Origin of the sequence: Burkholderia oklahomensis C6786, assembly GCF_000959365.1 — a bacterium.
GTDB lineage: Bacteria > Pseudomonadota > Gammaproteobacteria > Burkholderiales > Burkholderiaceae > Burkholderia > Burkholderia oklahomensis.
Genome location: NZ_CP009555.1, coordinates 2,993,818 through 3,017,186, shown reverse-complemented (window position 1 = coordinate 3,017,186; position 23,369 = coordinate 2,993,818). Strand labels below are relative to the sequence as shown.

19 protein-coding genes are annotated in these 23,369 nt (G+C 66.8%); 11 read left to right on the top strand and 8 right to left on the bottom strand.

Features of this window, described 5'->3' with window-relative positions:
• Positions 1–242 precede the first annotated feature (242 nt).
• The 7 genes from BG90_RS13650 (at position 243) to BG90_RS13620 (ending at position 8,789) form a co-directional block, all read left to right on the top strand.
• Complete coding sequence (locus BG90_RS13650; protein ID WP_010116299.1) at positions 243–2,531, top strand: nitric-oxide reductase large subunit; 2,289 nt, start codon at positions 243–245, stop codon at positions 2,529–2,531.
• A 75-nt stretch (positions 2,532–2,606) separates the two neighbouring features.
• The gene (locus tag BG90_RS13645; RefSeq protein ID WP_010116300.1) at positions 2,607–2,945 is read left to right on the top strand and encodes a metal-sulfur cluster assembly factor; all 339 of its coding nucleotides are present in this window, start codon (positions 2,607–2,609) and stop codon (positions 2,943–2,945) included.
• A gap of 34 nt (positions 2,946–2,979) precedes the next feature.
• The gene (locus BG90_RS13640) at positions 2,980–4,101 is read left to right on the top strand and encodes a hypothetical protein (RefSeq protein WP_010116301.1); all 1,122 of its coding nucleotides are present in this window, start codon (positions 2,980–2,982) and stop codon (positions 4,099–4,101) included.
• Between the two features lie 144 nt (positions 4,102–4,245).
• The gene (locus tag BG90_RS13635) at positions 4,246–5,469 is read left to right on the top strand and encodes an NnrS family protein (protein WP_010105155.1); all 1,224 of its coding nucleotides are present in this window, start codon (positions 4,246–4,248) and stop codon (positions 5,467–5,469) included.
• 605 nt (positions 5,470–6,074) lie between these two features.
• Positions 6,075–7,838: a ribonucleoside triphosphate reductase gene (locus BG90_RS13630; RefSeq protein WP_010116302.1), complete on the top strand. Its 1,764-nt coding sequence runs from the start codon at positions 6,075–6,077 to the stop codon at positions 7,836–7,838.
• 2 nt (positions 7,839–7,840) lie between these two features.
• Positions 7,841–8,053, top strand: a complete 213-nt coding sequence (nrdD, locus tag BG90_RS37730; RefSeq protein ID WP_025989915.1) for an anaerobic ribonucleoside-triphosphate reductase — start codon at positions 7,841–7,843, stop codon at positions 8,051–8,053.
• Between the two features lie 16 nt (positions 8,054–8,069).
• Complete coding sequence (locus tag BG90_RS13620) at positions 8,070–8,789, top strand: anaerobic ribonucleoside-triphosphate reductase activating protein (protein WP_010116303.1); 720 nt, start codon at positions 8,070–8,072, stop codon at positions 8,787–8,789.
• A gap of 103 nt (positions 8,790–8,892) precedes the next feature.
• On the opposite strand, the gene BG90_RS13615 is transcribed toward BG90_RS13620, so the two are convergent.
• The 5 genes from BG90_RS13615 to BG90_RS13595 form a co-directional block, all read right to left on the bottom strand.
• Positions 8,893–9,327 carry a putative zinc-binding protein gene (locus tag BG90_RS13615; protein WP_010116304.1) on the bottom strand — a complete coding sequence of 145 codons (435 nt, stop codon included), beginning with the start codon at positions 9,325–9,327 and terminating at the stop codon, positions 8,893–8,895.
• A gap of 43 nt (positions 9,328–9,370) precedes the next feature.
• Entirely contained in the window at positions 9,371–9,850 is a 480-nt protein-coding gene (gene ubiT, locus BG90_RS13610; protein WP_010116305.1) for a ubiquinone anaerobic biosynthesis accessory factor UbiT, read from the bottom strand.
• Positions 9,851–9,905: 55 nt separating this feature from the next.
• Positions 9,906–10,793 (bottom strand): U32 family peptidase, encoded by an 888-nt coding sequence (locus BG90_RS13605; protein ID WP_010105161.1) that lies wholly within the window; start codon positions 10,791–10,793, stop codon positions 9,906–9,908.
• Between the two features lie 40 nt (positions 10,794–10,833).
• Positions 10,834–11,868, bottom strand: coding sequence for a ubiquinone anaerobic biosynthesis protein UbiU (gene ubiU / locus BG90_RS13600; RefSeq protein ID WP_010105165.1), 1,035 nt, complete (start codon positions 11,866–11,868; stop codon positions 10,834–10,836).
• An 88-nt stretch (positions 11,869–11,956) separates the two neighbouring features.
• A complete protein-coding gene (locus BG90_RS13595; protein WP_010116306.1) occupies positions 11,957–13,168 on the bottom strand; it encodes an NAD(P)H-dependent flavin oxidoreductase in 1,212 nt (403 codons plus the stop codon).
• Positions 13,169–13,400: 232 nt separating this feature from the next.
• On the opposite strand from BG90_RS13595, the gene BG90_RS13590 reads away from it, so the two are divergent.
• Entirely contained in the window at positions 13,401–14,705 is a 1,305-nt protein-coding gene (locus BG90_RS13590) for a hypothetical protein (protein WP_010116307.1), read from the top strand.
• Here BG90_RS13590 and BG90_RS13585 read toward each other — a convergent pair.
• From BG90_RS13585 to BG90_RS13575, 3 genes are all read right to left on the bottom strand, one after another.
• Complete coding sequence (locus tag BG90_RS13585) at positions 14,682–15,371, bottom strand: Crp/Fnr family transcriptional regulator (RefSeq protein WP_010116308.1); 690 nt, start codon at positions 15,369–15,371, stop codon at positions 14,682–14,684. The two genes, BG90_RS13590 and BG90_RS13585, sit on opposite strands and share 24 nt — an antisense overlap.
• Positions 15,372–15,383: 12 nt before the next feature.
• Positions 15,384–16,835 carry an oxygen-independent coproporphyrinogen III oxidase gene (hemN, locus tag BG90_RS13580; RefSeq protein ID WP_010116309.1) on the bottom strand — a complete coding sequence of 484 codons (1,452 nt, stop codon included), beginning with the start codon at positions 16,833–16,835 and terminating at the stop codon, positions 15,384–15,386.
• A gap of 148 nt (positions 16,836–16,983) precedes the next feature.
• Entirely contained in the window at positions 16,984–18,918 is a 1,935-nt protein-coding gene (locus tag BG90_RS13575; protein WP_010116310.1) for a methyl-accepting chemotaxis protein, read from the bottom strand.
• A 547-nt stretch (positions 18,919–19,465) separates the two neighbouring features.
• Between BG90_RS13575 and BG90_RS13570 the strand changes: the two genes are divergently transcribed.
• From BG90_RS13570 to sufC, 3 genes are all read left to right on the top strand, one after another.
• Entirely contained in the window at positions 19,466–20,662 is a 1,197-nt protein-coding gene (locus BG90_RS13570; protein ID WP_010116312.1) for an NnrS family protein, read from the top strand.
• A gap of 451 nt (positions 20,663–21,113) precedes the next feature.
• Positions 21,114–22,568 (top strand): Fe-S cluster assembly protein SufB, encoded by a 1,455-nt coding sequence (gene sufB, locus BG90_RS13565; RefSeq protein WP_010116313.1) that lies wholly within the window; start codon positions 21,114–21,116, stop codon positions 22,566–22,568.
• A gap of 30 nt (positions 22,569–22,598) precedes the next feature.
• Positions 22,599–23,369 carry a Fe-S cluster assembly ATPase SufC gene (sufC, locus tag BG90_RS13560; protein WP_025989917.1) on the top strand — a complete coding sequence of 257 codons (771 nt, stop codon included), beginning with the start codon at positions 22,599–22,601 and terminating at the stop codon, positions 23,367–23,369.

Sequence of the window (23,369 nt, the reverse complement as noted above, 5' to 3'; positions counted from 1 at the left end):
ACACGCAGTCTTTCCCGTAACGCCCCGCGACCCAATATCGGCGCGCCTTCACGGCCGGCCGCATGCGCTGCGCAACCGCGTCGCATCGCCCCGGCACCGCTTCGAGCCTTTACAAGCGCATACCCGTCTCATACCATCCACTCAAACATACATTTATTGTGCATGTTTAATCGACGGTCCGTTGTGCCGCCGTCGCATTGAACGTTTTCTCCACATCCCACCCTCTTGAAAGGAGAGAGGTCATGCGCTCCACACGTCGTCTATGGACATGGCTCGGGCTCGTCTGCCTCGCGTCATTCGCCGTCCTGCTATGGCTCGGCAGAGACATCTATCTCACCGCACCGCCGATTCCGAACACGGTCGTCAGCGAAAATGGGCGCGTCATTTTCACTGGCGACCAGATCAAGCGCGGTCAGCAAGTGTGGCTCGCGTCGGGCGGCCAGCAACTCGGCACCGTCTGGGGCCACGGCAGCTACGTCGCGCCGGACTGGTCGGCGGACTGGCTGCATCGCGAAGCGCTCGAACTGCGCGAAGCGTGGGCGCGCCAGCAATTCGGCGCGCCGTACGCGAAGCTGCCGGTCGATCAGCAAGGCATGCTCGATGCGCGCCTGAAGCATGAGATGCGCGCGAACCGCTACGACGCCGCAAGCGATCGCCTCACGCTGTCGGACGCGCGTGCCGACGCGACGCTGCAAGTCGCCGAGCACTACGAAGCATTGTTCGGCGCCGATTCGTCGCTCGACACGCTGCGCGATCAATACGCGATGACGGCGGGCTCGGTGCCGGGCGCGGCCGACCGCACGGCGCTCGCGTCGTTCTTCTTCTGGTCCGCATGGTCGGCCACGACCGACCGTCCGGGCGAAACGGGCGTCACGTACACGAACAACTGGCCGCACGAGCCGCTCGTCGGCAACACGCCGACGGCCGCGAACGGCATGTGGTCGATCGCGAGCGTGATCATCCTGCTCGGCGCGATCGCCGGGATGATCTGGTATCACACCGCGCACGGCGAGCACGACACGCCGCTCGCCGTGCCGACGAACGATCCGCTCGTCAACGTGAAGCCGACGCCGTCGATGCGCGCGACGAAGAAGTATTTCTACGTCGTGATCGGCCTGCTGCTCACGCAGGTCCTGATGGGCGCGATCACCGCGCACTATGCGGTCGAAGGCCACAGCTTCTTCGGCATTCCGCTCGCCGACGTGATGCCGTGGATCGTGAGCCGCACGATCCACACGCAGTTCGGCGTGCTATGGATCGCGACCGCATGGCTCGCAACGGGCCTCTACATTTCGCCGCTCCTGTCGGGCCGCGAACCGCGCCTGCAGAAGCTCGGCGTCGACGCGCTGTTCTGGGCGCTGATCTTCATCGTCGTCGGCTCGACCGTCACCGGCTGGCTCGGCACGCTCAAGCATCTCGGCACGAACTATGCGTTCTGGATCGGCAACCAGGGCCTCGCCTATACGAGCATGGGCCGCGTCTGGCAGATCCTGCTCTTCGTCGGCCTGCTGTTCTGGCTGTTCCTGATGGGACGCGCGCTGATGCCCGCGCTGAAGAACAGGGCGACCGAAGGCCGCGGCCTCATCGGCATGGTGTTCCTGTCCGCCGCATGCATCGGGCTCTTCTACGCATCGTCGCTCGCGTGGGGGCAAAACACGCACTACTCGATGATCGAGTACTGGAGATGGTGGCTCGTGCACCTGTGGGTCGAAGGCTTCTTCGAAGTGTTCGCGACCGCGGTGATCGCCCTCATCTTCGCGCGCCTCGGCCTCATCCGCTTCGAAAGCGCGAATCGCGCGATCGTGATGGAAACGATCGTGTTCCTGTTCGGCGGCATTCTCGGCACGCTGCACCATCTGTACTTCACCGGCACGACGACGTCGATCATCGCGGTGGGCGCCGTGTTCTCCGCGTGCGAAGTGGTGCCGCTCGCGCTCGTCGGCATCGAAGGCTGGCAGACGTATCGCAAGTCGCACGCCGCGCCCTGGATCCAGTCGTACAAGTGGGCGATCCTCTGCTTCGTCGCGGTCGGCGTGTGGAATACCGTCGGCGCGGGCCTGCTCGGCTTCTCGATCAATCCGCCGATCTCGCTCTACTACGTGCAGGGCCTCAACATGACGCCCGCGCACGGCCATGCCGCGCTGTTCGGCGTGTACGGGATGCTCGGCATCGGCCTCATGCTGTTCTGCCTGCGCGGCATATCCGCCCGCAGCGCGTGGAGCGACGGCCTGCTCAAGCCCGCGTTCTGGCTGCTCAACGTCGGCCTCTTCATGATGGTGTTCCTGTCGATCCTGCCGTCGGGCATCTATGAAGCGTACGCCAGCGTGACGAAGGGCCTCTGGTATGCGCGTTCGCCGGAGATCGTGCATGCGCCGATCATGAACGCGCTCGTGTGGCTGCGCGTGCCGGGCGACGTCGTGTTCGCGTTCGGCGTGCTGTATCTCGGCTGGTTCGCGCTGCGCCTGCTGCGTCGGCCCGCGCCGTCGCAGCCCGACGAGCGCGCCGTCGGACAGGCCGTGCAACGCACGTAAGCAACCTTTCCTGAACTTGCCGGCCGCGCGCGATGCGCGGCCGGCCTACTCCCCTCCTTCCGTTCGGGGCCAATCATGTGCACTTCTTCAGCAACCCGAAGCGAAACGCCGGACGAGCGCGCGCTGCGCGACGCGCTTCGAGCGGTCATCGATCCGGAGATCGGCGTCAACATCGTCGACCTCGGTCTCGTCTACGGGATCGAACGCACCGACGAACGCATCGTCGTGACGATGACGATGACGTCGCCCGCCTGTCCGATGGCGGGCGTCGTGATCGACGACGTGCAGGCGACGCTCGGCGACCTCGCATCCGATGCGCTGCCCGTCGACGTCGATCTCGTCTGGGAGCCGCCGTGGGCGCCCAAAATGATGAGCGACGCCGCGCGCGAACTGATGGGCTGGCCCATCGCATAGCACGCCAGGCGTCTTCCAACCCTTGCGGACCGCCATGCGACCGACCGCGTCCCTCTGTCATCCGATCGTCCGCGCCGCGGCGGCCGGCATCATCGTCGCGCTGCTCGCGTGCGCGGTGTTGACGGGCCTCGCGCGGCTCGGTGCGGCCGTGCCCGCGCACGCCGCGTCGAAGCTCGCTTGGCACGGCGTCCTGATGATTCCGGTCTTTTTCGGCGCGGTGATCGGCATCGAGCGCGCGGTCGCGCTCGGCACGCGCCGAGCGTATCTCGTGCCGGCCGCGGCCGTCGCAGCGGGCATCGCGCTGCTCGCGGGCGCGCCGCCGGCGCTCTCCGCCACGCTGCTCGTCGGCGCGGCGAGCGTCGCGCTCGTCGTCGGCGCCGCGATGCTGCGGCGGCAATCGGCGCTGTTTCTGTGGGTGCTCGCAGCAAGCGTCGCGTGCTGGTGGGCGGGCAACGTCGTCTGGCTGCTGACGGGCGATCCGTTTTCAGCCGTACCATGGTGGCTCGCGTTCGTGATCCTGACGATCGCCGCCGAGCGGCTCGAGCTTACGCGCGTGCGCCCGCTGCCGCGCAGCGCGAGCGCCCTCTTCTGCGGCATTGCGTCGCTGCTGCCCGCCGCCGCGACGCTCGCGCCGTGGCAGCCGCTGCCCGCGCTGCGGCTGTTCGGCGCGGGCGAGTTGCTGCTCGCGCTATGGCTGATCCGCTACGACATCGCGCGCCGCACGGTGCGCGAGCGCGGCCTCACGCGCTTCATCGCCGTCTGCCTGCTGTCCGGCTATGGCTGGCTCGCCGTGAGCGGCGCGCTCGGTCTCGACGGCGCGCTCGCGCCCGGCCATCCGGCGCACGACGCCGCCCTGCACGCGCTCACGCTCGGCTTCGTGTTCTCGATGATCCTCGGGCACACGCCGATCATCGTGCCGGCCATCGCACGGTTGCGCGTCGCATATCGGCCGTTCTTCTATGCGCCGCTCGCGCTGCTGCATGCGGCCGTCGCGCTGCGCGTCGCGGGCGGCCTCCTCGACGCGTTCACGCTGCGGCGCGCGGGCGGCGAAGCCGCCGCCGTCGCGATCGCGAGCTTCGCCGTGACGCTCGCGATCGGCATCGGGCTCGCGCGTCAAGCGAAGACGCGCCGAGACATCGGCAAACGTCCCCTTTAGATCACCGCCTACGCGACGTCAACGGTCCGACACGGCGGCCTTGCGCTCGAACAAGGCCGCGGCCGTGCAATCTTGTCGCAAGGCTTGCGCGCGTTTGTTCTATATGATGCATTTATAAAGCAACATATCGAAAAGGGGAACGTCATGCTGCTCGCCCGCTCGACGGACCGCAACGCGCTCGCGCAGCCTGACGGCCGCCGCAGCGCGCTGTGGTCGACCGGCTTCCGGCCCTTCTATCTCGGCGGCGCATGCTTCGGCGCGATCGCGATGCTCGCATGGCTCGGCGCGCTCGCGGGCCGCGACTGGGCAGGCCACGCGCCACCGATGAGCGGCCTTTTCTGGCACGCACACGAAATGATCTTCGGCTTCGCCGGTGCGATCGTGTCCGGCTTCCTGCTGACGTCGGTGCGCACGTGGACGTCGACGAATCCCGCGCAAGGCCCGTCGCTCGTCGCGCTGTGGCTGCTGTGGCTCGCGGGCCGCGTGCTGATGTGGACGGGCCCCGGATGGATCGCGGCGGCCGTCGACATCGCGTTCCTGCCTGCGGTCGCCTATGCGCTCGTCCGCGCGCTGGTCGGCGCGAAGAATCGCCACGGGATCTTCCTGCCCGTCGCGCTCGGCATGCTCGCCGTGCTCAACGCGCTATTTCACTTGTGGGTCCGGCAAGGACACGCCGCATGGGCGCTGCGCTGCGCCGATCTTGCCGCGGGTTTCCTCGTGCTCTTCATCGTCATCATCGGCGGCCGCATCATCCCGTCGATCACGGCCGCCGCGCTGCCCCGGTTGCCGGTGAAGCAGTGGCGGATCGTCGAATCGTCGGTGATGTCGGTCACGTTGGCGGCGCTCGTGGTCGATGCGGCCGGCGCACCCGCCTGGGCGATCGCCGCGCTCGCGTGGACGGCCGCCGCGCTGCACGCGGCGCGGCTCGTCGGCTGGCGCTTCTGGGCGGTCGGGCGGCGGCCGATGCTGTCGATCCTGCACGTCGCGTATGCGTCGATCGCGGCCGGCTTCGCACTGATCGGCTTGAGCGCGTATGGGCTCGTCGCGCATTCGCTCGCGCTGCACACGTTCACGACGGGCGCGATCGGCTGCGCGATCGTCGGCATGATCACGCGCACTGCGCTCGAGCACACGGGACGCGAACAGGTCGCACGAGCCGCCGAACGCGTCTGCTACGGGCTCCTGATCGTCGCCACGCTCGCGCGCATACTCGGGCCGTGGCTCGCCCCCGCCGCGACCGCCCAATGGCTCGTCGTCGCCGGCATCGGGTGGTCCGCCGCGCTGGTCGTCTATCTGGCGCGCTATGCCGGCCGCCTGACGTCGCCCGGCATGATTCCATCCGGTTCGGACGCGAAACCCGGCAAGTAAGCGTGCCGCGCGACGGTTGCGCGCGGCACGCTCGCTCACTTTCGACAACCTCGCTCGTCGTTGCGCCGAACGCGGGGCGCCCGCCGTTCATCGAAGGCGGATCGTTCGTCGTTCGTCGTTCGTCGTTCATCGCTCGTCGTTCGTCGCGCGGCTGCGGCCGCGGCGAGCCGGTCTCTTCGCTCGTTCATCACCGACAGCATGATGCGCGAACGTGCCCGACCCTAGGCCACTCATCGTCGACGGAAAATCGGCCTGCATGACATCGCATGCGTGCGAAGCGCGCCCTCGATTCGTTGTTCATGCTTCGCTCGCGTTCGGATGTCGGACGCTCGTGCATCGGCAACGCGCACGCGCCGACAAGCGTCCGTTCGACGCGCGCCGAAGTCGTCCTGCCGAGGCAGCGCGACAAACTCGGCCATCCGCTCCTCCCTCGCCCCTCCGATCCGCGCAACCCGGTCGCCGATGTCGCAGCCCTAATTCGCCGCGCCTTAATCGCCGTCAAGCGCGCGCCAAACTTCGCCGGATCGCCGTTGACCCATACAACATCTGGTATTTAGCATTCACCTCGTCACAATATTTTGTGCCATCAACGAAAGAGGCCCACGTTGTCCGAGACCACGCTCCCTTCCGCCGCGTCGAACCCGGCGTCGCGCGACAAGCCGTTGATCGACGTCGAGACGTCGATCAACGAATACCTGGACCGGCAGGACTGGCGCGTCAACGCGAACGCGAACCAGGGCTACTCGCTCGGCGGCCTGATCCTGAACGTGTCCGGCAAGGTGATCGCGAATTACTGGCTGAGCCACGTCTATCCGAGCGAAATCGGCGAAGCGCATCGCGACGCGGATCTGCACATCCACGATCTCGACATGCTGTCCGGCTACTGCGCGGGCTGGTCGCTGCGCACGCTGCTCGCCGAAGGACTGAACGGCGTGCCCGGCAAGGTCGAGTCGGGGCCGCCGAAGCACATGTCGAGCGCGGTCGGCCAGATCGTGAATTTCCTCGGCACGCTGCAGAACGAGTGGGCGGGCGCGCAGGCGTTCAGTTCGTTCGATACGTACATGGCGCCGTTCGTGCGCCGCGACGCGCTCACCTACGCCGAAGTCCGGCAGTATGTCCAGGAACTGATCTACAACCTGAACGTGCCGTCGCGCTGGGGCACGCAGACGCCGTTCACGAACCTGACGTTCGACTGGATCTGCCCCGACGATCTGCGCGAGCAGGTGCCCGTGATCGCCGGCGACGAGATGCCGTTCACGTACGGCGATCTGCAGGCCGAAATGGACATGATCAACCAGGCGTACATCGAAGTGATGCAGGCGGGCGACGCGGCGGGCCGCGCGTTCACGTTCCCGATCCCGACGTACAACATCACGGCCGATTTCGACTGGCACAGTCCGAACGCCGAGCGCCTGTTCGAGATGACCGCACGCTACGGGCTGCCGTACTTCCAGAATTTCATCAATTCGGAGCTGAAGCCGAACATGATCCGCTCGATGTGCTGCCGGCTTCAGCTCGACCTGCGCGAGCTGATGAAGCGCGGCAACGGGCTCTTCGGCTCGGCCGAGCAGACGGGGTCGATCGGCGTCGTCACCGTGAATTGCGCGCGACTCGGCTATCTGCACGCGGGCGACGAGCGCGCGCTGTTCGCGCGGCTCGACACGCTGCTCGACCATGGCAAGGCCAGTCTCGAGATCAAGCGCGACGTGATCCAGCATCACATGGACAACGGGCTCTTCCCGTACACGAAGCGTTATCTCGGCACGCTGCGCAATCATTTCTCGACACTCGGCGTCAACGGCGTCAACGAGATGATCCGCAACTTCACGCACGACGAGCACGACATGACGACCGACTGGGGCCACGCGTTCGCGCTGCGGCTGCTCGACCACGTGCGCGCGCGCATCGTCGAATATCAGGAAGAGACCGGCCACATGTACAACCTCGAAGCGACGCCCGCCGAAGGCACGACATATCGCTTCGCGAAGGAAGACCGCCGCCGCTATCCGGACATCCTGCAGGCAGGCACGCCGCAGATGCCGTACTACACGAACTCGTCGCAGCTCCCGGTGGGCTTCACCGACGATCCGTTCGAGGCGCTCGAGCGCCAGGACGATCTGCAGCGCAAGTACACGGGCGGCACGGTGCTGCACCTCTACATGACCGAGGCGCTGTCGTCCGCCGATGCGTGCCGGACGCTCGTCAGGCGCGCGCTCACCCGCTTCTCGCTGCCGTATCTGACCGTCACGCCGACGTTCTCGATCTGCCCGACGCACGGCTATCTCGCCGGCAGCCACAAGTTTTGCCCGAAGTGCGACGAAGCGCTGCTGCATCGCAAATTGTCTCAACCCCAACCGATGGAAGCCTGAACATCATGACGATACTGCAAGCCAAGAACCCAAGCGCCCTCGCTGCGATCTCGCTGTCCGACGACGAGCGTCAACCGTGCGAGATCTGGACCCGCGTGATGGGCTACCACCGTCCCGTGTCGTCGTTCAACGTCGGCAAGAAAGGCGAGTTCCACGAGCGCCGGTATTTCCGCGAGCGCGAGTCCGGCGAAGTCGCGATGCGCGCCGCGGCGTAAACGCACCGCTCGCGCGATGAATCTCGCTCTCGCCCGGCGTCATCCGCTCAAGGTGGGCGGGCTCGTCCCGTTCACCGCGACCGATTATCCCGGCCAGTTCGCTGCGGTCGTGTTCGTGCAGGGCTGCCCGTGGCGCTGCGGGTATTGCCACAATCCGCACCTGCAGGCGCGCTCGCAACCGGCCGAGATCGAGTGGAACGCCCTGCTCGCGTTCCTCGCGCGCCGGATCGGCCTGATCGACGCAGTCGTGTTCAGCGGCGGCGAGCCGTCGATCGATCCCGCGCTCGCCGCGTCGATCGACGACGTCAAGCGGCTCGGCTTCAAGGTCGGCATGCATAGCGCGGGCACGCATCCGCGGCGGCTCGCGCATCTGCTGCCGTCGCTCGACTGGATCGGGCTCGACGTGAAGGCACCGTTCGACGACTACGCGCGCACGACGCGCGTGCGCGCGAGCGGCGGCCATGCGCGGCAAAGCCTCGAAGCGGTGCTCGCAAGCCGCGTTGCGTACGAATGCCGGACGACCGCGCATCCCGGCCTGCTGCCCGAGCCGGCGCTGCTGCGCATCGCGCACGAGCTCGCGGATCTCGGTGTCGAGAATTACGTGCTGCAAGTGTTCCGCACGCAAGGATGCGACGACGATACGCTAAATGCGGCGTCGCGCGCCGGCTATCCGAGCGATGCGCTGCTCGAGCGGCTCGATCGTCTGTTTGCGAATTTCTCGATTCGCCGCGGTTGAATCGGCCGGCGCGCGCCCAGTGGCAATAGCGATGCTTCGCCGCCGATCGATTACCGATCGACCCGGATAGCCGACGAGCCGATCGCGCCTCGCTCGGCGTCGATCAGACCTCGTCGTGCAGTTCGGCGTCGGCGTCCATATCGACGCGCGCCGGCTCGGGCTCGTCTTGCGCAAGCTTCAATGCCTCGCTCCGCGCAAGCGAAAGAATGCGCTTCGCATCGTCCGGATCGAAATCCTCGTGAAAACGCTTCCTGACGCCATGTTCGCCGAGCTGCAAATGCGCATCCGGAACGATCCCGTGCCGCTCGAGGCTCCTCTTCGCGCACACGAGCGGGCAACCGTCGATCGCGAGCATCGGCCGGCCCGAATGCGCGACCTTCAACAGCGACGGCACGTCGCCGCCGACGCCCGCGATGCACGACATCTCCGCGTCGCCGCCGCGGTCGAGCCGCACCGCAACGTGATTCGCGAGCTGCGCGACATTCGAACATCCCGAGCAGGAATAGACGAGCGGCAGCGCTTTCGTTTCGTTCTTCATTCCGGTCTCCTGATCGACTGGCCGCTCGGTTCGCGCGCGTATGTCAGCCGGACATCCCGCCGCGCTCGATCGGCCGCTGGCGGAACAGCCGCGCCGGCAGCCATTGTTCGAGCGCAAACACGGACAGATCGATCGCGTCGAGCGAGTTCTTCACGAGCAGTCCGAGTTCGGTATCGCCTTCCATCGTCAGACGCCGGCTGAAGAACAATGTATCCGGATCTTCGCGGCGCTGCGACAGCAAATAGAAATCGTAGGCGGTCGCGCCGATCGTCAGGTCGACGTCGCCTCGGCCGGGCAGCGGCGAGAACGCGCCGCGCCGGCAGACGAAATCGAATGCGATACCCGCATCCTTCACCTGGATGCGCAGCGGACGATTTTCGAGCAACGCAAGCGTTTCCGCGGGCAAGTGCTTGCGCAGCACGAGATTGATCCCGCCCGCGAGCAGCAACGATCCCGGATACGCGGGCAATTTCGACAGCAGCTTGCCGAGCGCGGGCGGCAATTGAAAGATCGGGGCATTCATCGCGGATTCCTCACAAACCAATCGGAAGCGGCGCGGCGCACGCCGCGCCGCGGTTTCAATGTGCGACGCGCTCGAGGCCCGGCTTGCCGTGCCAGTAGCCGTTGCACGACGTCTCCGGCATCCGTTCGTGCAGCGCCGCGAGCGCGTCGTGCGCGCTCGTGCGGCCGTTCAGGATGCCGTGGAACGCGTCGATCACGTCGGCCATGTGCTGCGATTGCGGGCTCAACCTCAAGACGTCGACGTTCCGCGCACGCAGCGCGTCGATCTCGCCGATCAGGTTGTAGACGCGCGCGGACTGCGTCGAGATGCCGTTGAGCACGAGGAACGACTCGCCTTCGCGCGTATGCAGCGGCAAGCCGTCCGGATGCTCCATGCACACGTACTGGCAGTTGTCCTTCGGGAAATTGCGATTCCGCGCGGTGAAGCAGCGTGCGGAGAACGCGAGCGGAATGCGCCCGTAGGCGAACACTTCGGTCTGCAGATGCTCCGGCCGCTCGGCCTGCATCCTCGCGAGGCCCGCTTCGCTCATCTCGGGCGGCATCACCCAGCGGCGCGCGCCGAGCTCCGCGAGCAGCGCGAGCGTCGGCGGGTTGTAGACGTTGAGCCACGGGCCTGCGACGAATGCGCGCGGCGCGCTGCAGCGCACGGCGCCCATGTCGTTCGCCTCGACCAGATAGCGGCCGTTCTCGGCGATCTCGCGCATCGTCTTCAGATCGCGGCCCGATTCGAGCAGCACTTGTGTCGACAGCACGACTTCCTTGCCGGCCGCGGCCAGCATGTCGGCGATCTCGAGCCAGTCCGCGAAGCGCAATTCGTGACGGCGCGAACAGACCGTCTCGCCGAGATAGACGATGTCGACGGGCGTCTCCGACATCGCCTGATAGAACTGCATCGTCGCGACGCGCGGCCAGTAGTACTGTACCGGCCCCAAAGCAATTTTCATGATCCTCGCTCCCGCAATCAGGCATGCGCCGTCGTGCGTTTCATTTCCACGGCCGGTGGTAGGCGCCGAGCGTATGCTGCTGCCCTTCCGCGACCTTGTTCAATTCCGTCATCCAGGCGGGCTTCACGTAGTAGCGCGCGAGATTCGCCGCACACTGATCGATCGCGTCGCGCCACACGCGCGTCACTTGGGCGACATACGCGGGACTGCGCTGCCGCCCTTCGATCTTGATCGCGCGCACGCCGATCCGCATCAGCTTCGGCAGCAACTCCAGCGTGTTCAGGCTCGTCGGCTCCTCGATCGCGTAATAGCTTTCGTCCTCGACCGTGAAGCGCCCTTTGCAGAGCGTCGGATAGCCGGCATTCTCGCCGTCCGCGTAACGGTCGATCAGCACGCCGTTCAGCCGCGATTCGAGGCCGTCCGGCGTCTTCTGCCAGCGCACGGACTTCGCGGGCGAGCACACGCCCCGCGTGTTCGGCGATTCGCCCGTCGCGTACGACGACAGCGCGCAACGCCCCTCGACCATCACGCACAGGCTGCCGAAGCCGAACACCTCGATCTCGACCGGCGTGTTCTCGGCGACCTGCTCGACCTGCGCGAGCGACAGCACGCGCGGCAGCACCGCGCGCGCGATGCCGAAATGCTCGTGATAGAAGTTGATCGCCTCGTGGTTCGTCGCGGAGCCCTGCACCGACAGATGCAGCCGCAGCTCCGGATAGCGCCGGTGCGCGAAGCGCATGAGCCCCGGATCGGCGACGATGATCGCGTCGACGCCCGCGTCCGCCGCGCGACCGACCGCCTCCTGCCAGGCCGTCCAGCCGTCGGGCTGCGGATACGTGTTGAGCGCGACGAGCACCTTGCAGCCGCGATCGTGCGCGTAGCGGATGCCCGTGTCGATCGCCTGCGCATCGAAGTTCAGGCCCGCGAAATTGCGTGCGTTCGTCGCGTCGCGAAAGCCGAGATACACGCAGTCCGCGCCGTTGTCGACCGCGGCCTTCAGCGCGGGCAGGCTGCCCGCGGGACACACCAGTTCGATTTGCGCGGCGTCGGCCGCGGAGTGACTGCTTTGCGTCATAGCATGACGTCTCCATCAAAGAGAGGAGAAACCGCTCGCGGCACGCCGTCGAGCGGCAGGGATGGACATCGCCCGCGTCGAAGCGCCGTCAGCCCAGCGCGGGCAGCGGCACTTGAGCCGGCTTGGGCGTTTCGGCTACGGCGATCGCGGGCTTCGCGCCCGTCAGCAGATAGTCGATCAGCTCGCGCGCGGAACGGATCTCGTGACCGAACGGCAGCGTTTCCGAGCCGCGGAAGAACAGGCCGCGCTTGATGTCGCCCGCGAGCGCGAACGCGAGCCGCGTATCGATGCAGAACTGGCCGTGCTTCGCGATGCCGTCGCGCAGCCCGCACTGCTGCAGGCAGTCGAAGCCGACGACGCACTTGCGCGGCTTCGCCGCGCGCTGCAGCTTCTTCTCCCGTTCCAGATAATTCGTGAGCCACGGGGTGCGCACCGCGCGCGCGGGCAAGCCCGCGACGCTCATGAACGTGACGATGTCGTCGGGCCCCGCTTCGACGAGCACCTTCTTGAAGTTCGGATGCGCATCGCCCTCTTGCGTCACGGCGAACGGCGTGCCGAGCTGCACCGCGCTCGCGCCGAGCGCGAACAGCTGTCGCACCTGCTCATGGCTGTGGATGCCGCCCGCCGCGATGAGCGGAATGCGTTCACGCTCGATGCCGAGTGCCTTGAACAGTTCGAACGTGCCTTCGAGCACGGCGCGAAAGGCGAAATTCGGATTGTTCAGGCTGTCCGTCGTCGGCGCGCCGAGGTGGCCCGCCGCGTAGCGCGGATTCTCGATGACGACGGCGTCGGGCAAACGGTTCTTGCGCATCCACTTCTTCAGCACGAGTCCGATCCCACGTGCATCCGACAGGATCGGAATCAGCGCGACGTCGGGAAAATCAGCGGTCAGCTCCGGCAAGTCGAGCGGCAGGCCCGCGCCGACGACGACCGCATGCGCGCCGCTTTCGCACGACTGGCGCACGTACGACGCATATTCGGACAACGCGCGCATCACGTTGACGGCGACGAGTCCGCGGCCGTTCGCGAGCGACTTCGCCGCATGGATCTCGCGATCCAGCGCTTCGCGATTCGCCGCGTCGATGAGCGCGCGGTCGCGCGAGCGGCCGGTGCGCGCCATCAGGTCGGGGTGATGTCGACGCAGATCGACGCTCGAGATCGTGCCGCATGCGCCGAGCGACGCGACGGTGCCGGCAAGGCGATGCGCGGACACGCCGACGCCCATCCCGCCTTGCACAATCGGCAGCAACGGCCTGCCCTTGATCACGAGATTTTCGATTGCGGTTTTGACGGCGGACACGGCGAATTCCTGAAAGGGGCGGCTTACGCCCGGTGCGTAAGTGTGCGGCCGAAACCGCTTCCGCCGCCTTAATCCGCGTCAAGATCTCTGTCCGGGTCGTAGCCCTGACCGGGGTTATGATCAGAATACCGAAACATGGCTGCGTTGCGTCGCCGCGCGTTCGTGTCGCGGCTGTGCGCAACGGCCGCCGCGCGCGTTCTCGACGCCGCGCTCGGCCCGCACCTTCCCCGTCATGCAGCGCAAACTCGAACTCGACCATTCCCCCGCACTGAGCGCGCCGCTGCGCTTCTTCGTCAGCGCGCCGCTCTTCGCGATCGTCGCGGCGGGCCTGCTGCTGTGGGCGGGACCGGAGGCGTTCGCGTCGCGCTGGTCGCCGCATGCGCTGGCGGTCGCGCATCTGTGCGCGCTCGGCATGCTCGCGACGACGATGATCCAGATCATGTCCGTCGCAGCCGGCATCCGGATCGCATCACCCGTCGCGAGCGCGACCGCGATTCATGCGTGCCTGACGCTCGGCACGCTGCTGCTCGCGGCGGCGTTCGCATGCGCGGCGCCTGCGTTGTTCGCGCCCGCCGCGTTCATGCTCGGCGCGGCGTTCCTCTGGTTCGCGATCGCATGCGGGATCGGCTTCGCGCGCCACTGGCGGCGCATGCCGGCCGGCGCCGCGAGCGTGCTGCGCACCGTGCGCCTCGCATTGATCGCGCTCGCGGCGACCGTCGCGCTCGGCGTATCGCTCGGGCTCGCGCTCGGCTGGCGTCTGCCCTTCTTCTCGATCGCGCTCGTCGATCTGCACGCGACCTGGGGGCTCGCCGGATGGGTCGGGCTGCTGACGATCGGCATCTCGTATCAGCTCATCCCGATGTTCCAGGTGACCGAACCCTATCCGCGCATCGTCACGCGCTGGCTCGGCCCATGTGTGTTCGCGCTGCTTGGCGCGGCATCGATCACCGCATTCGGTTTTGCCAATCGCATCGGCTTCGCCGCCGATGCGGTTCGAATCGCGCTATATGCGGCGTACGCGGCATTCGCGGCGCTGACGTTTCATCTGCTGTGGACCCGCAAGCGTCCCGACGCCGATACGACGACGCTGTTCTGGCGCACTGCGACGGCAAGCGTCGGATGCGGCGGTCTGCTCTGGATCGCGAATGCGGGCATCGGCGGCCGCGACGTCGCGGTCACGACCGGCGTGCTGCTGATGATGGGCGGCGCATGGTCGGCGATCAACGGCATGCTCTACAAGATCATCCCGTTCCTGCTGTGGCATCACGCGCAGAAGTCGAGTGCGAACGCCATTCCCGCGATGCCGAAGGTCAAGGACATGCTGCCGGACCGCGTCGCCCGCAAGCAATTCTTCGCGCATGTCGTGGCGCTGCTGCTGCTCGTCGCCGCGAGCGTCGCGCCCGGCGCGTTCGCGCGGCCGGCCGCCGTCGCGCTCGGCGTGTCGGCCGGCTGGCTCGCCGTCAACATGCTCGGCGCACTGCGGCGCTACGTGCAAATCCGGCGACGAAGCGCGTCAGTACTGCATCTCCGAGCGTAACCGGCTCACGTCGGGAATGAAGATGTCGCGACCGTTGACGACGACGAGCTCGCGCGTGCACAGATCGCGCAGCACGCGCGAGAAATGCTCCGGCGTGAGGTTCAGCCGCGACGCGATCGCCTTCTTGCCCGTCTCGAGGCGAATCTGCAGGCCGGATTCCGCAGGCGCGTCGGTCTGTTCGAGCAGATAGCTGATCACGCGCTGCGTTCCCGAGCGCAGCGAATACGTCTCGACGTCGACGACCAACTGATGCAGCCGCATGCTGAGGCTCGCGAGCATCCTGCGCGCGAACACCGGATTGTGATCGAGCTCCTCGATCACGGCGGTCTTCGTCACGTGCAGCAGCAGCGTGTCGGTGAGCGTCTTCGCCGTCACCGCATACGGCTTGTCCATGAACATCACCGCCTCGCCGAAACTGTCGCCCGGCCCGAGCAGACGCACGATCTTCTCGATCCCGAGCGGCGAGAACGAACTCAGCTTGATCTGGCCGTAGACGATCATGTGAAAGCCGCCGCACGGATCGCCGCGGCTGAACACCGTCTGCCCGCGCGGCGCCTGCACGCGCATCGTGCCGCGCGCGAGATTGTCGAGCTCCCCGCGCGAAAGCGCGCTGAAGAGCGGCAATCGCGCGAGGAAGTCCTGCACGGGAATCTTGCTTTCTTTCATCACGGCCCCTGACTAGATCAGCTTCGAATAGGACGCCGAGGCGGGCCGGCCGAGATAGCCGTCGAACACCATGCCGATCGCACGCACGAACATGCGCCCCTTCGGCGTAATGGCGATTCGGTTTGCGTCGATCGTCAGCAGGCCCGCTTCGCGATACGGCTCGAGCTGCGCGAGCTCGGCCGCGAAATGCCGTGCGAAGTCGATGCCGTGCTTGCGGCCGATCACGGCGAAATCGAGCGGCGTGCTGCACATCACCGTCATGATGATTTCGCGCCGCAGCAGATCGTCGGGCGTCAGCGCGAAGCCGCGCTCGATCGGCAGGCGCCCGGCGTCGAGATGACGGTAGTACGTCTTCAGCGAACGCGTCGACTGGCTGTACGATGCGCCGACCTTGCCGATCGCCGAGATGCCGAAGCCGATCAGATCGCATTCGGCCTGCGTCGTATAGCCCTGGAAATTGCGATGAAGACTGCGTTCGCGCAACGCCTTGCTCAGCTCGTCGGTCGGCTTCGCGAAATGATCGAGCCCGATGTACACGTATCCCGCATCGAGCAGCCGCCGCGTCGATTCGATGAAGATGCGCAGCCGATCCTCGGCGAGCGGCAGCGCCGACTCGTCGATCAGGCGCTGCGCCTTGAAGCGGCTCGGCAGATGCGCGTAGTTGTAGACCGCGATGCGATCGGGCGACAGCCGGATCACCTCGTCGAGCGTGCGCGAGAAGCTCTCGGGCGTCTGCCGCGGCAGTCCGTAGATCAGATCGATGTTGATCGACTCGAAGCCGGACGCGCGGCTCGCGGCGAGCGCGTGCTCGACCATCGGCAGCGGCTGGATGCGATGCACCGCCTCCTGAACGGACGGATCGAAATCCTGAACGCCGAAGCTCGTCCGGTTGAAGCCGAGCTCCGCGAGCGCCTGCAGCGTGTGCGCGTCGACCGTGCGCGGATCGATCTCGACGCCGAGCTCCGCGTGCGGCGCGAAATCGAAGTGGCTGCGCAGCGCGCGCATCAGGCGCGCGAGCTCGTCGATCGCGAAGAACGTCGGCGTGCCGCCGCCGAGATGCAGTTGCGTCGTCACGCGGTCGCGGCCGAGATGCGGCGCGACGAGCTCCATTTCGCGGATCAGGTAGTCGACGTAAGCGCTCGTCCGGCCATGGTCCTGCGTGATGATCTTGTTGCACGCGCAGAAATAGCAGAGCGACTCGCAGAACGGCAGGTGCAGATAGACCGACAACGGCGGATTGCGCTCGGCCGCCGCGCGGCGCGCCAGATGCTCGCGATACGCGTTCTCGTCGAATGTGTCGGAAAACCGGTCGGCCGTCGGATACGACGTGTAGCGCGGCCCTTGGCGATCGAAGCGCCGAATCAGCGCTTCGGAAATCTGAACGTCCGCGAACGCGGACACGTCGTGATGGGGAAGGGGCGCGGTCGTATCCGTGCCGTCGTTCGAATGCGTCGTGATGTCCATCTGCTTGTACCCTGGCATGCCGCGCGAAACGCCGGCGTTCCATTGTCGGGCGAGCGGCACGGACGGACTTGACGCATATCAACCTCCGACGTTGCACGCGCGCCGCTTGCGGTGCGGCGCGCGTGTACGCTGAAAGGCTGTCCGTCCGCTACGCGAGCACGAAGCGCCCGACGAGTTGGCCCATGTGCTCGGCCTGTTCGCGCAGCGACGCGCTCGCGGCCGCCGATTCCTCGACGAGCGCCGCGTTGCGCTGCGTCACTTCGTCCATCTGCGTGATCGCCGCATTGACCTGCTCGATCCCGTCGCTCTGCTGCTCGGACGCCTTCGCGATTTCGCTGACCACGGTGTCGACGCTGCGGATCGACGCGTTCACGCTGCGGATCGCATCGTCCGCGCGCTTGAACAGCGACGCGCCGTCGGTCACGTGCCTGATCGACTCGTGGATCAGCGCCTTCACGTCCTTCGCTGCGGTTGCGCTGCGATGCGCGAGCGCGCGCACCTCGCCCGCGACGACCGCGAAGCCCTTGCCCTGCTCGCCCGCGCGCGCCGCCTCGACGGCCGCGTTCAGCGCGAGGATGTTGGTCTGGAACGCGATGCCCTCGATCACCGACACGATCTCCGCCATCTTGTTCGAGCTGTCGTGAATCTTCGTCATCAGCGACACCGCATGGCCCACGATCCGGCTGGTGTCCGCCGCGCGCTCGGACGCCTCGGCGCTCAGCGAGCTCGCATGCGACGCGTTCGACGCGTTGTGGCGCACCGTCGACGTCAGCTCCTCCATGCTCGCGGCCGTCTCCTCGAGCGATGCCGCTTGCGTCTCGGTGCGGCCCGACAGATCGAGATTGCCGGCCGCGATCTGCTGGCTGCCGACCATCACGGAATCCGCGACGCGCCGCGTCTCGGTCAGCGTCTGCGCCCAGACGTCGAGCAACGCGTTGAAGCCGTCCTTGATGAACGCGAACTCGTCGCTCCCGCGCACCTCGAGGCGCGCGCGCAGATCGCCGTCGCCGACCGCGCGCATGCAGCCGGACAATTGCGCGACGTCGTCGTGCGTCGACATCGCGAACGCGACGAAGAGATACAGCGCGCACGCGACGAGCGCGACGCTCAACGCCATGACGGCGACCACCTTCGTCTGCTCCGCGTGCGCGCGCTCGGCGAGCCGCTCGCGCAATTGCTGCGCGAGCGCACCGTGCGTGCGGTATAGCGCGTCGATCGCGTCGGTGCCTTGCTGGAAGTAGGTTTTCGCATCGATCGACACGTCGCCGCTCGCGAGCGACGCCACGGTGCGCTGAAATGCCGCGACCGCGCCGAGATCGGCGCCGTCCGGCGCCTGCGCGCCGCCGCTGCCGCCGAGCCCCGCTTTCACCCGCTCGAGATGATGGCGGATCACGTTCATCTGCTCGGCGAGGCCGGCCGCGCGCACCGCGAGTTCACGCTTGTCGGCGTCGCCGAACGAGCCGCCGCTCAACGCGGCCGAACCCTTGCCGCGCAGCACGCCGACAGTCTCGGCGGTGCCCGGCAGCACGAACAGCACCGAGTCGATCAGGTGATAGTTCGATGCATCCGGATCGACGCCGAGCTGCGACGCGACCGCGAGGTCCTTCTCGAACAGGAAGATCGAGTGAATGACTTCGGTATGCGAATTGAACAGCGCGGCGACGGGCATGCCGAGTCCGCCCGTCGCCGCGTTCGCATATTGGCTCGCGAGCGCGTCGACCGGCGCGACGACGTCGAATCTGCCGGTGTCGCGCACCTGCTGCTTCAAGGTCGACACGAAGCGATCCGCGGTTGCGTTCGCTGCATCGAACTTCGCTCGCATCGCGTCGTTGCCCGCGAGCACCGACGCACCCGCGCCGCGCCGCACCTGCACCGCTTTCAGCAGATCCTGCGTCGTTTCGAGGATCGAGATGCCGTCGCGTTCGCTCTGCGTCGTCGCATACGCGTGAAGCGCGGTGGCGAGCGTCGCATAGAGCGCCGCGACGAGCGGCACCAGGAACAGCACGGCGAGAATCGCGAGCTTCCTGGGCAATTTCAAGTGCGCCATCACGCGCATTCCAGGTCCAAATAGTTGCTTGCTCATTCCTGCCCCTTTTCGATGTGATGAGACGACCGTTTCGGTCTCAGTGCTGTATACGGATCGATCGGCCCGAGACTTGAATAAAATCAATCATCGGACATCGACATCGAAATTTTCTCCGCATCGTACAAATTGCGCGGCGCGCGCCAACTATCGTTGTCGGCGGCGCGAAGCACGTCGGCGGCGCGCACATGCTTCGAAACTTTGTGCACGCCGCGTCATTTGCGCGCATCCGGCGCGACGCCGGCCGCGCCATGCGTCGCTACGTCGCGAATGCGCTAATGCTCGGTTTTCCTGATCATCGTTTGATGCAGATCAAAAACGGCGTTCGATGTCGGATGCCGGCAACATGCGGCGCAGAAGAACGCCGGAGCGCCACTGACGCGTCGCGCACGGCCGGGGTCGCGCAGTTCAAATCCAGCCGTGTTCGGCTGCCCGCATCGCTCGCGACGACCGCGACATCGCGACCCGTCGCCGCGCACAAACGTTGGACCTGCATCGATTCGCACATTAAGATACATCATAAATGCATCTTAAATGGAGCGCCAACGTGAAGATCCCCCTCGCGACCCATCAACCGACTCGACAACCCACCGGCCTGCCGGTGCTGCGGCTCGGGTTCCGGCCGTTCTATCTCGGCGGCGCGTATTTCGGGGTCGTCTCGATCGCGCTCTGGCTCGCATCGCTGCACGGCTATCCGGTCGCCGGCCGGTCGCCCGGCATGAGCGGCCTCGTGTGGCATGTGCACGAAATGGTGTTCGGCTTCTCGACCGCGATCATCGTCGGCTTTCTGCTCACGGCAATCCGCGCGTGGACGTCGCGCGATACGCCGCATGGCGCGCAGCTCGCCGCGCTGTGGCTGCTGTGGGCGGCCGGACGCCTTCTCGTCTGGGCGGGTCCCGAACTGCTCGCCGCCGTCGTCGACTCCGCATTCCTGCCGATCACCGCAGTCATCCTGTTGCGCGTGCTGCTCGCCGCGCGCAACCATCGCAACGTGTTCCTGACCGTCGCGCTCTTCCTGTTCGGCGTGCTGAACATGTTCTTTCACTGGTGGGCCGCGCATGGACGCTTCGATCTCGCGCTGCAGGCCGCGTATGCGGCCGTCGGCTTCATCATGCTGTTCGTCGTCGTGATCGCGGGGCGCGTCGTCCCGATGTTCACGATGAACGCGATTCCCGGCTTCACGGTGAAGCGCTGGAAGTTCGTCGAGACGTTGGCCGCGCCCGTCACCGTGGTCGCGCTCTGCGCGGACGCGACTGACCTGCCCGCCGCGCTCGTCGCCGCGATCGCGTTCGCGGCGGCCGCGCTGCACGCGATGCGCGTCGTCGGCTGGCGCCCGTGGCGCGTCGGCGCGCGGCCGATCCTGTGGATCCTGCATGTCGCGTATGCGTGGGTGCCGGCCGGCTTCGCGATGCTCGCGCTTGCCGCACTCGATGTCGTGCCGCACTCGCTCGCGATTCATGCGCTGACGGTCGGCGTGATCGGCTGCGCGATCGTCGCGATGATCACGCGCACCGCGCTCGGGCATACGGGCCGGCCGCTGCGCGCCGGGCCGGCCGAGATCGTGTGCTACTGGCTGCTGATCGCGGCCGCGCTCGTGCGCGTGTTCGGGCCGTGGCTCGCGCCCGGCGCGACGAGCGTCTGGGTGGATCTGGCAGGCGCATGCTGGGTGGCGGCGTTCGCCGCGTACGGGCTGCGCTACACCGGCTACCTGACTTCGTCGCGCATCGACGGCAAGGCGGGTTGAACCGTCGATTCGTCGCGGCCCGGCTCGTGACATCCGCGCGGTTCCGCCGCAACAGCGCGGGCGTCGAATGCCGCGCATCGATCGAACGACGAGAGGCACGCGCTCCAATCGAAACGGACTCCGAACGTTTTCCGATCCGGCCCAACTCGACCCCGACGCCCTGCGAAAAACCGGGTCGCGCGAACAGGTATCCCGCGCGTATCTCGCCGTGCTGCGTGACTGCACGTTGACGGGACACGGCTCATCGCGCGTGCAATCCGGCCCCGCATCGCATCTCGCATTCAGATCGTAAAGACACGACTCGAAGCAGGGTCTCCGCTCGATCGCTTGCGGCTCGCCAAATAGATGCATAACATATACAGCAATTAGATTCCAGATCGAATCGAGTCGCGCCCCGCGTTCCGTTCCGAACCGCATCATCGCGACCGCCCTGCTCTACACGGATTCGCCCATGCTCAACGTCGACCAAGCCACGCCGCTCGCACGAGCGCTCGAACAATCGTATCGGCACGGATTCGTGACCGACATCGAATCCGACTCGCTGCCGCCCGGTCTCGACGAGAACGTCGTCCGCGAGATTTCGCGCCGCAAGCGCGAACCGGAATTCCTGCTGAAGTGGCGGCTCGCCGCGTTCGAGCACTGGCTGACGATGTCGCCGCCCGATTGGGGCAAGCTGCGCATCGCGCCGATCGACTTCCAGGCGCAGTCGTACTATTCGGCGCCGAAATCGCTGAAGGACCGGCCGAAGCGTCTCGACGACGTCGACCCGAAGCTGCTCGAAACCTACGAGAAGCTCAACGTGCCGCTGCACGAGCGTGCGCGGCTCGCCGGCGTCGCGGTCGACGCGGTGTTCGACTCGGTGTCGGTCGGCACGACGTTTCGCGAGCAGCTCGCCGAAGCGGGCGTGATCTTCTGCTCGTTCTCGCACGCGGTCGAACACCATCCCGAGCTGATCGAGCGCTATCTCGGCACCGTCGTGCCGCCCACCGACAATTTCTACGCGGCGCTGAACTCCGCCGTGTTCTCCGACGGCTCGTTCGTCTACGTGCCGGAGGGCGTGCGCTGTCCGATGGAGCTGTCGTCGTACTTCCGGATCAACGCGCAGAACACCGGCCAGTTCGAACGGACGCTGATCATCGCCGAGCCCGGCAGCCACGTCAGCTATCTCGAAGGCTGCACCGCGCCGCAGCGCGACGAGCATCAGCTGCATGCGGCCGTCGTCGAGCTCGTCGCGCACGACGACGCGCACATCAAGTATTCGACCGTGCAGAACTGGTATCCGGGCGACGCGCGCGGCGTCGGCGGCATCTACAACTTCGTGACGAAGCGCGGACTCTGCGCGGGCGCGCGCTCGCGCATCGCGTGGACGCAGATCGAAACGGGATCCGCGATCACGTGGAAGTATCCGAGCGTCGTGCTGCGCGGCGACGAATCGAGCGGCGAATTCCATTCGATCGCCGTGTCGAACCACTGCCAGCAGGCCGATACCGGCACGAAGATGATCCATCTCGGCCGCAATACGCGCAGCCGGATCGTGTCGAAGGGAATCAGCGCCGGCCGCGCTCAGAACAGCTATCGCGGCCTCGTGCGCGTCGCGCGCGGCGCCGCGGGCGCGCGCAACCACACGCAGTGCGACTCGCTGCTGATCGGCCCGCAGTGCGGCGCGCACACGTTCCCGTACGTCGAGAGCGCACGCCGCGACGCCGTCGTCGAACACGAGGCGACGACGACCCGCATCTCCGAAGACCGCCTCTTCTATTGCCGGCAGCGCGGCATCGATCCGCAGGAAGCGACGGCGCTCATCGTCGGCGGCTTCTGCCAGGCCGTGCTCGAAGCGCTGCCGATGGAATTCGCACTCGAAGCGAAGGCGTTGCTCGCGGTGTCGCTCGAAGGCGCCGTCGGCTGATCCCCAAACGTGACGAACCGAGGAAGAACCATGAGCCAATCCGAACCCTTGCTGCAGGTATTCGACCTGAGCGTCGACGTCGCCGAGCGCCGCGTGCTGCAATCGGTGTCGCTCGACGTGCCGGCGGGCACGCTCGTCGTGCTGATGGGCGCGAACGGCAGCGGCAAGAGCACGCTCGGCATGACGCTCGCGGGCCATCCGGCGTATCGCGTCGCGCACGGCCGCGCGCGATTCGCCGGGCAGGATCTGCTCGCGATGAACGTGCAGGACCGCGCGCGCGCCGGCCTGTTCCTGTCATTCCAGGCGCCGCCCGACGTTCCCGGCGTAAGGAACAGTCACTTCATCCGTACCGCGCTCAACGCGGTGCGCGAGGCGCGCGGCGATGGCGCGCTCGATGCGGTCGATTTTCTCGGCGACGCGCGCGCGGCCGCCGCGCGCATCGGCCTGTCCGAGGCAATGCTCAATCGTTCGATGAACGAAGGTTTCTCGGGCGGCGAGCGCAAGCGCAACGAGCTGCTGCAGCTCGCGCTGCTGCGGCCGCGGCTCGCGATGCTCGACGAGATCGACTCGGGGATGGATGTCGACGGCGTGCGCGCGGCGATCGATCTCATCGGTCAGTTGCGCGAGCAAGGCACCACGTTCGTGATCGTGTCGCATTACCTGCAGATGATCGAGTCGCTCGCGCCCGACGCCGTGCTGCTGCTCGATCGCGGTCGGATCGTCGAATCCGGCGATCTCGGCCTTGCGCGCGAGATCTCCGCAAAGGGTTTCGCTCGCACCGGCGCGCTCGTGGAGGCCTGA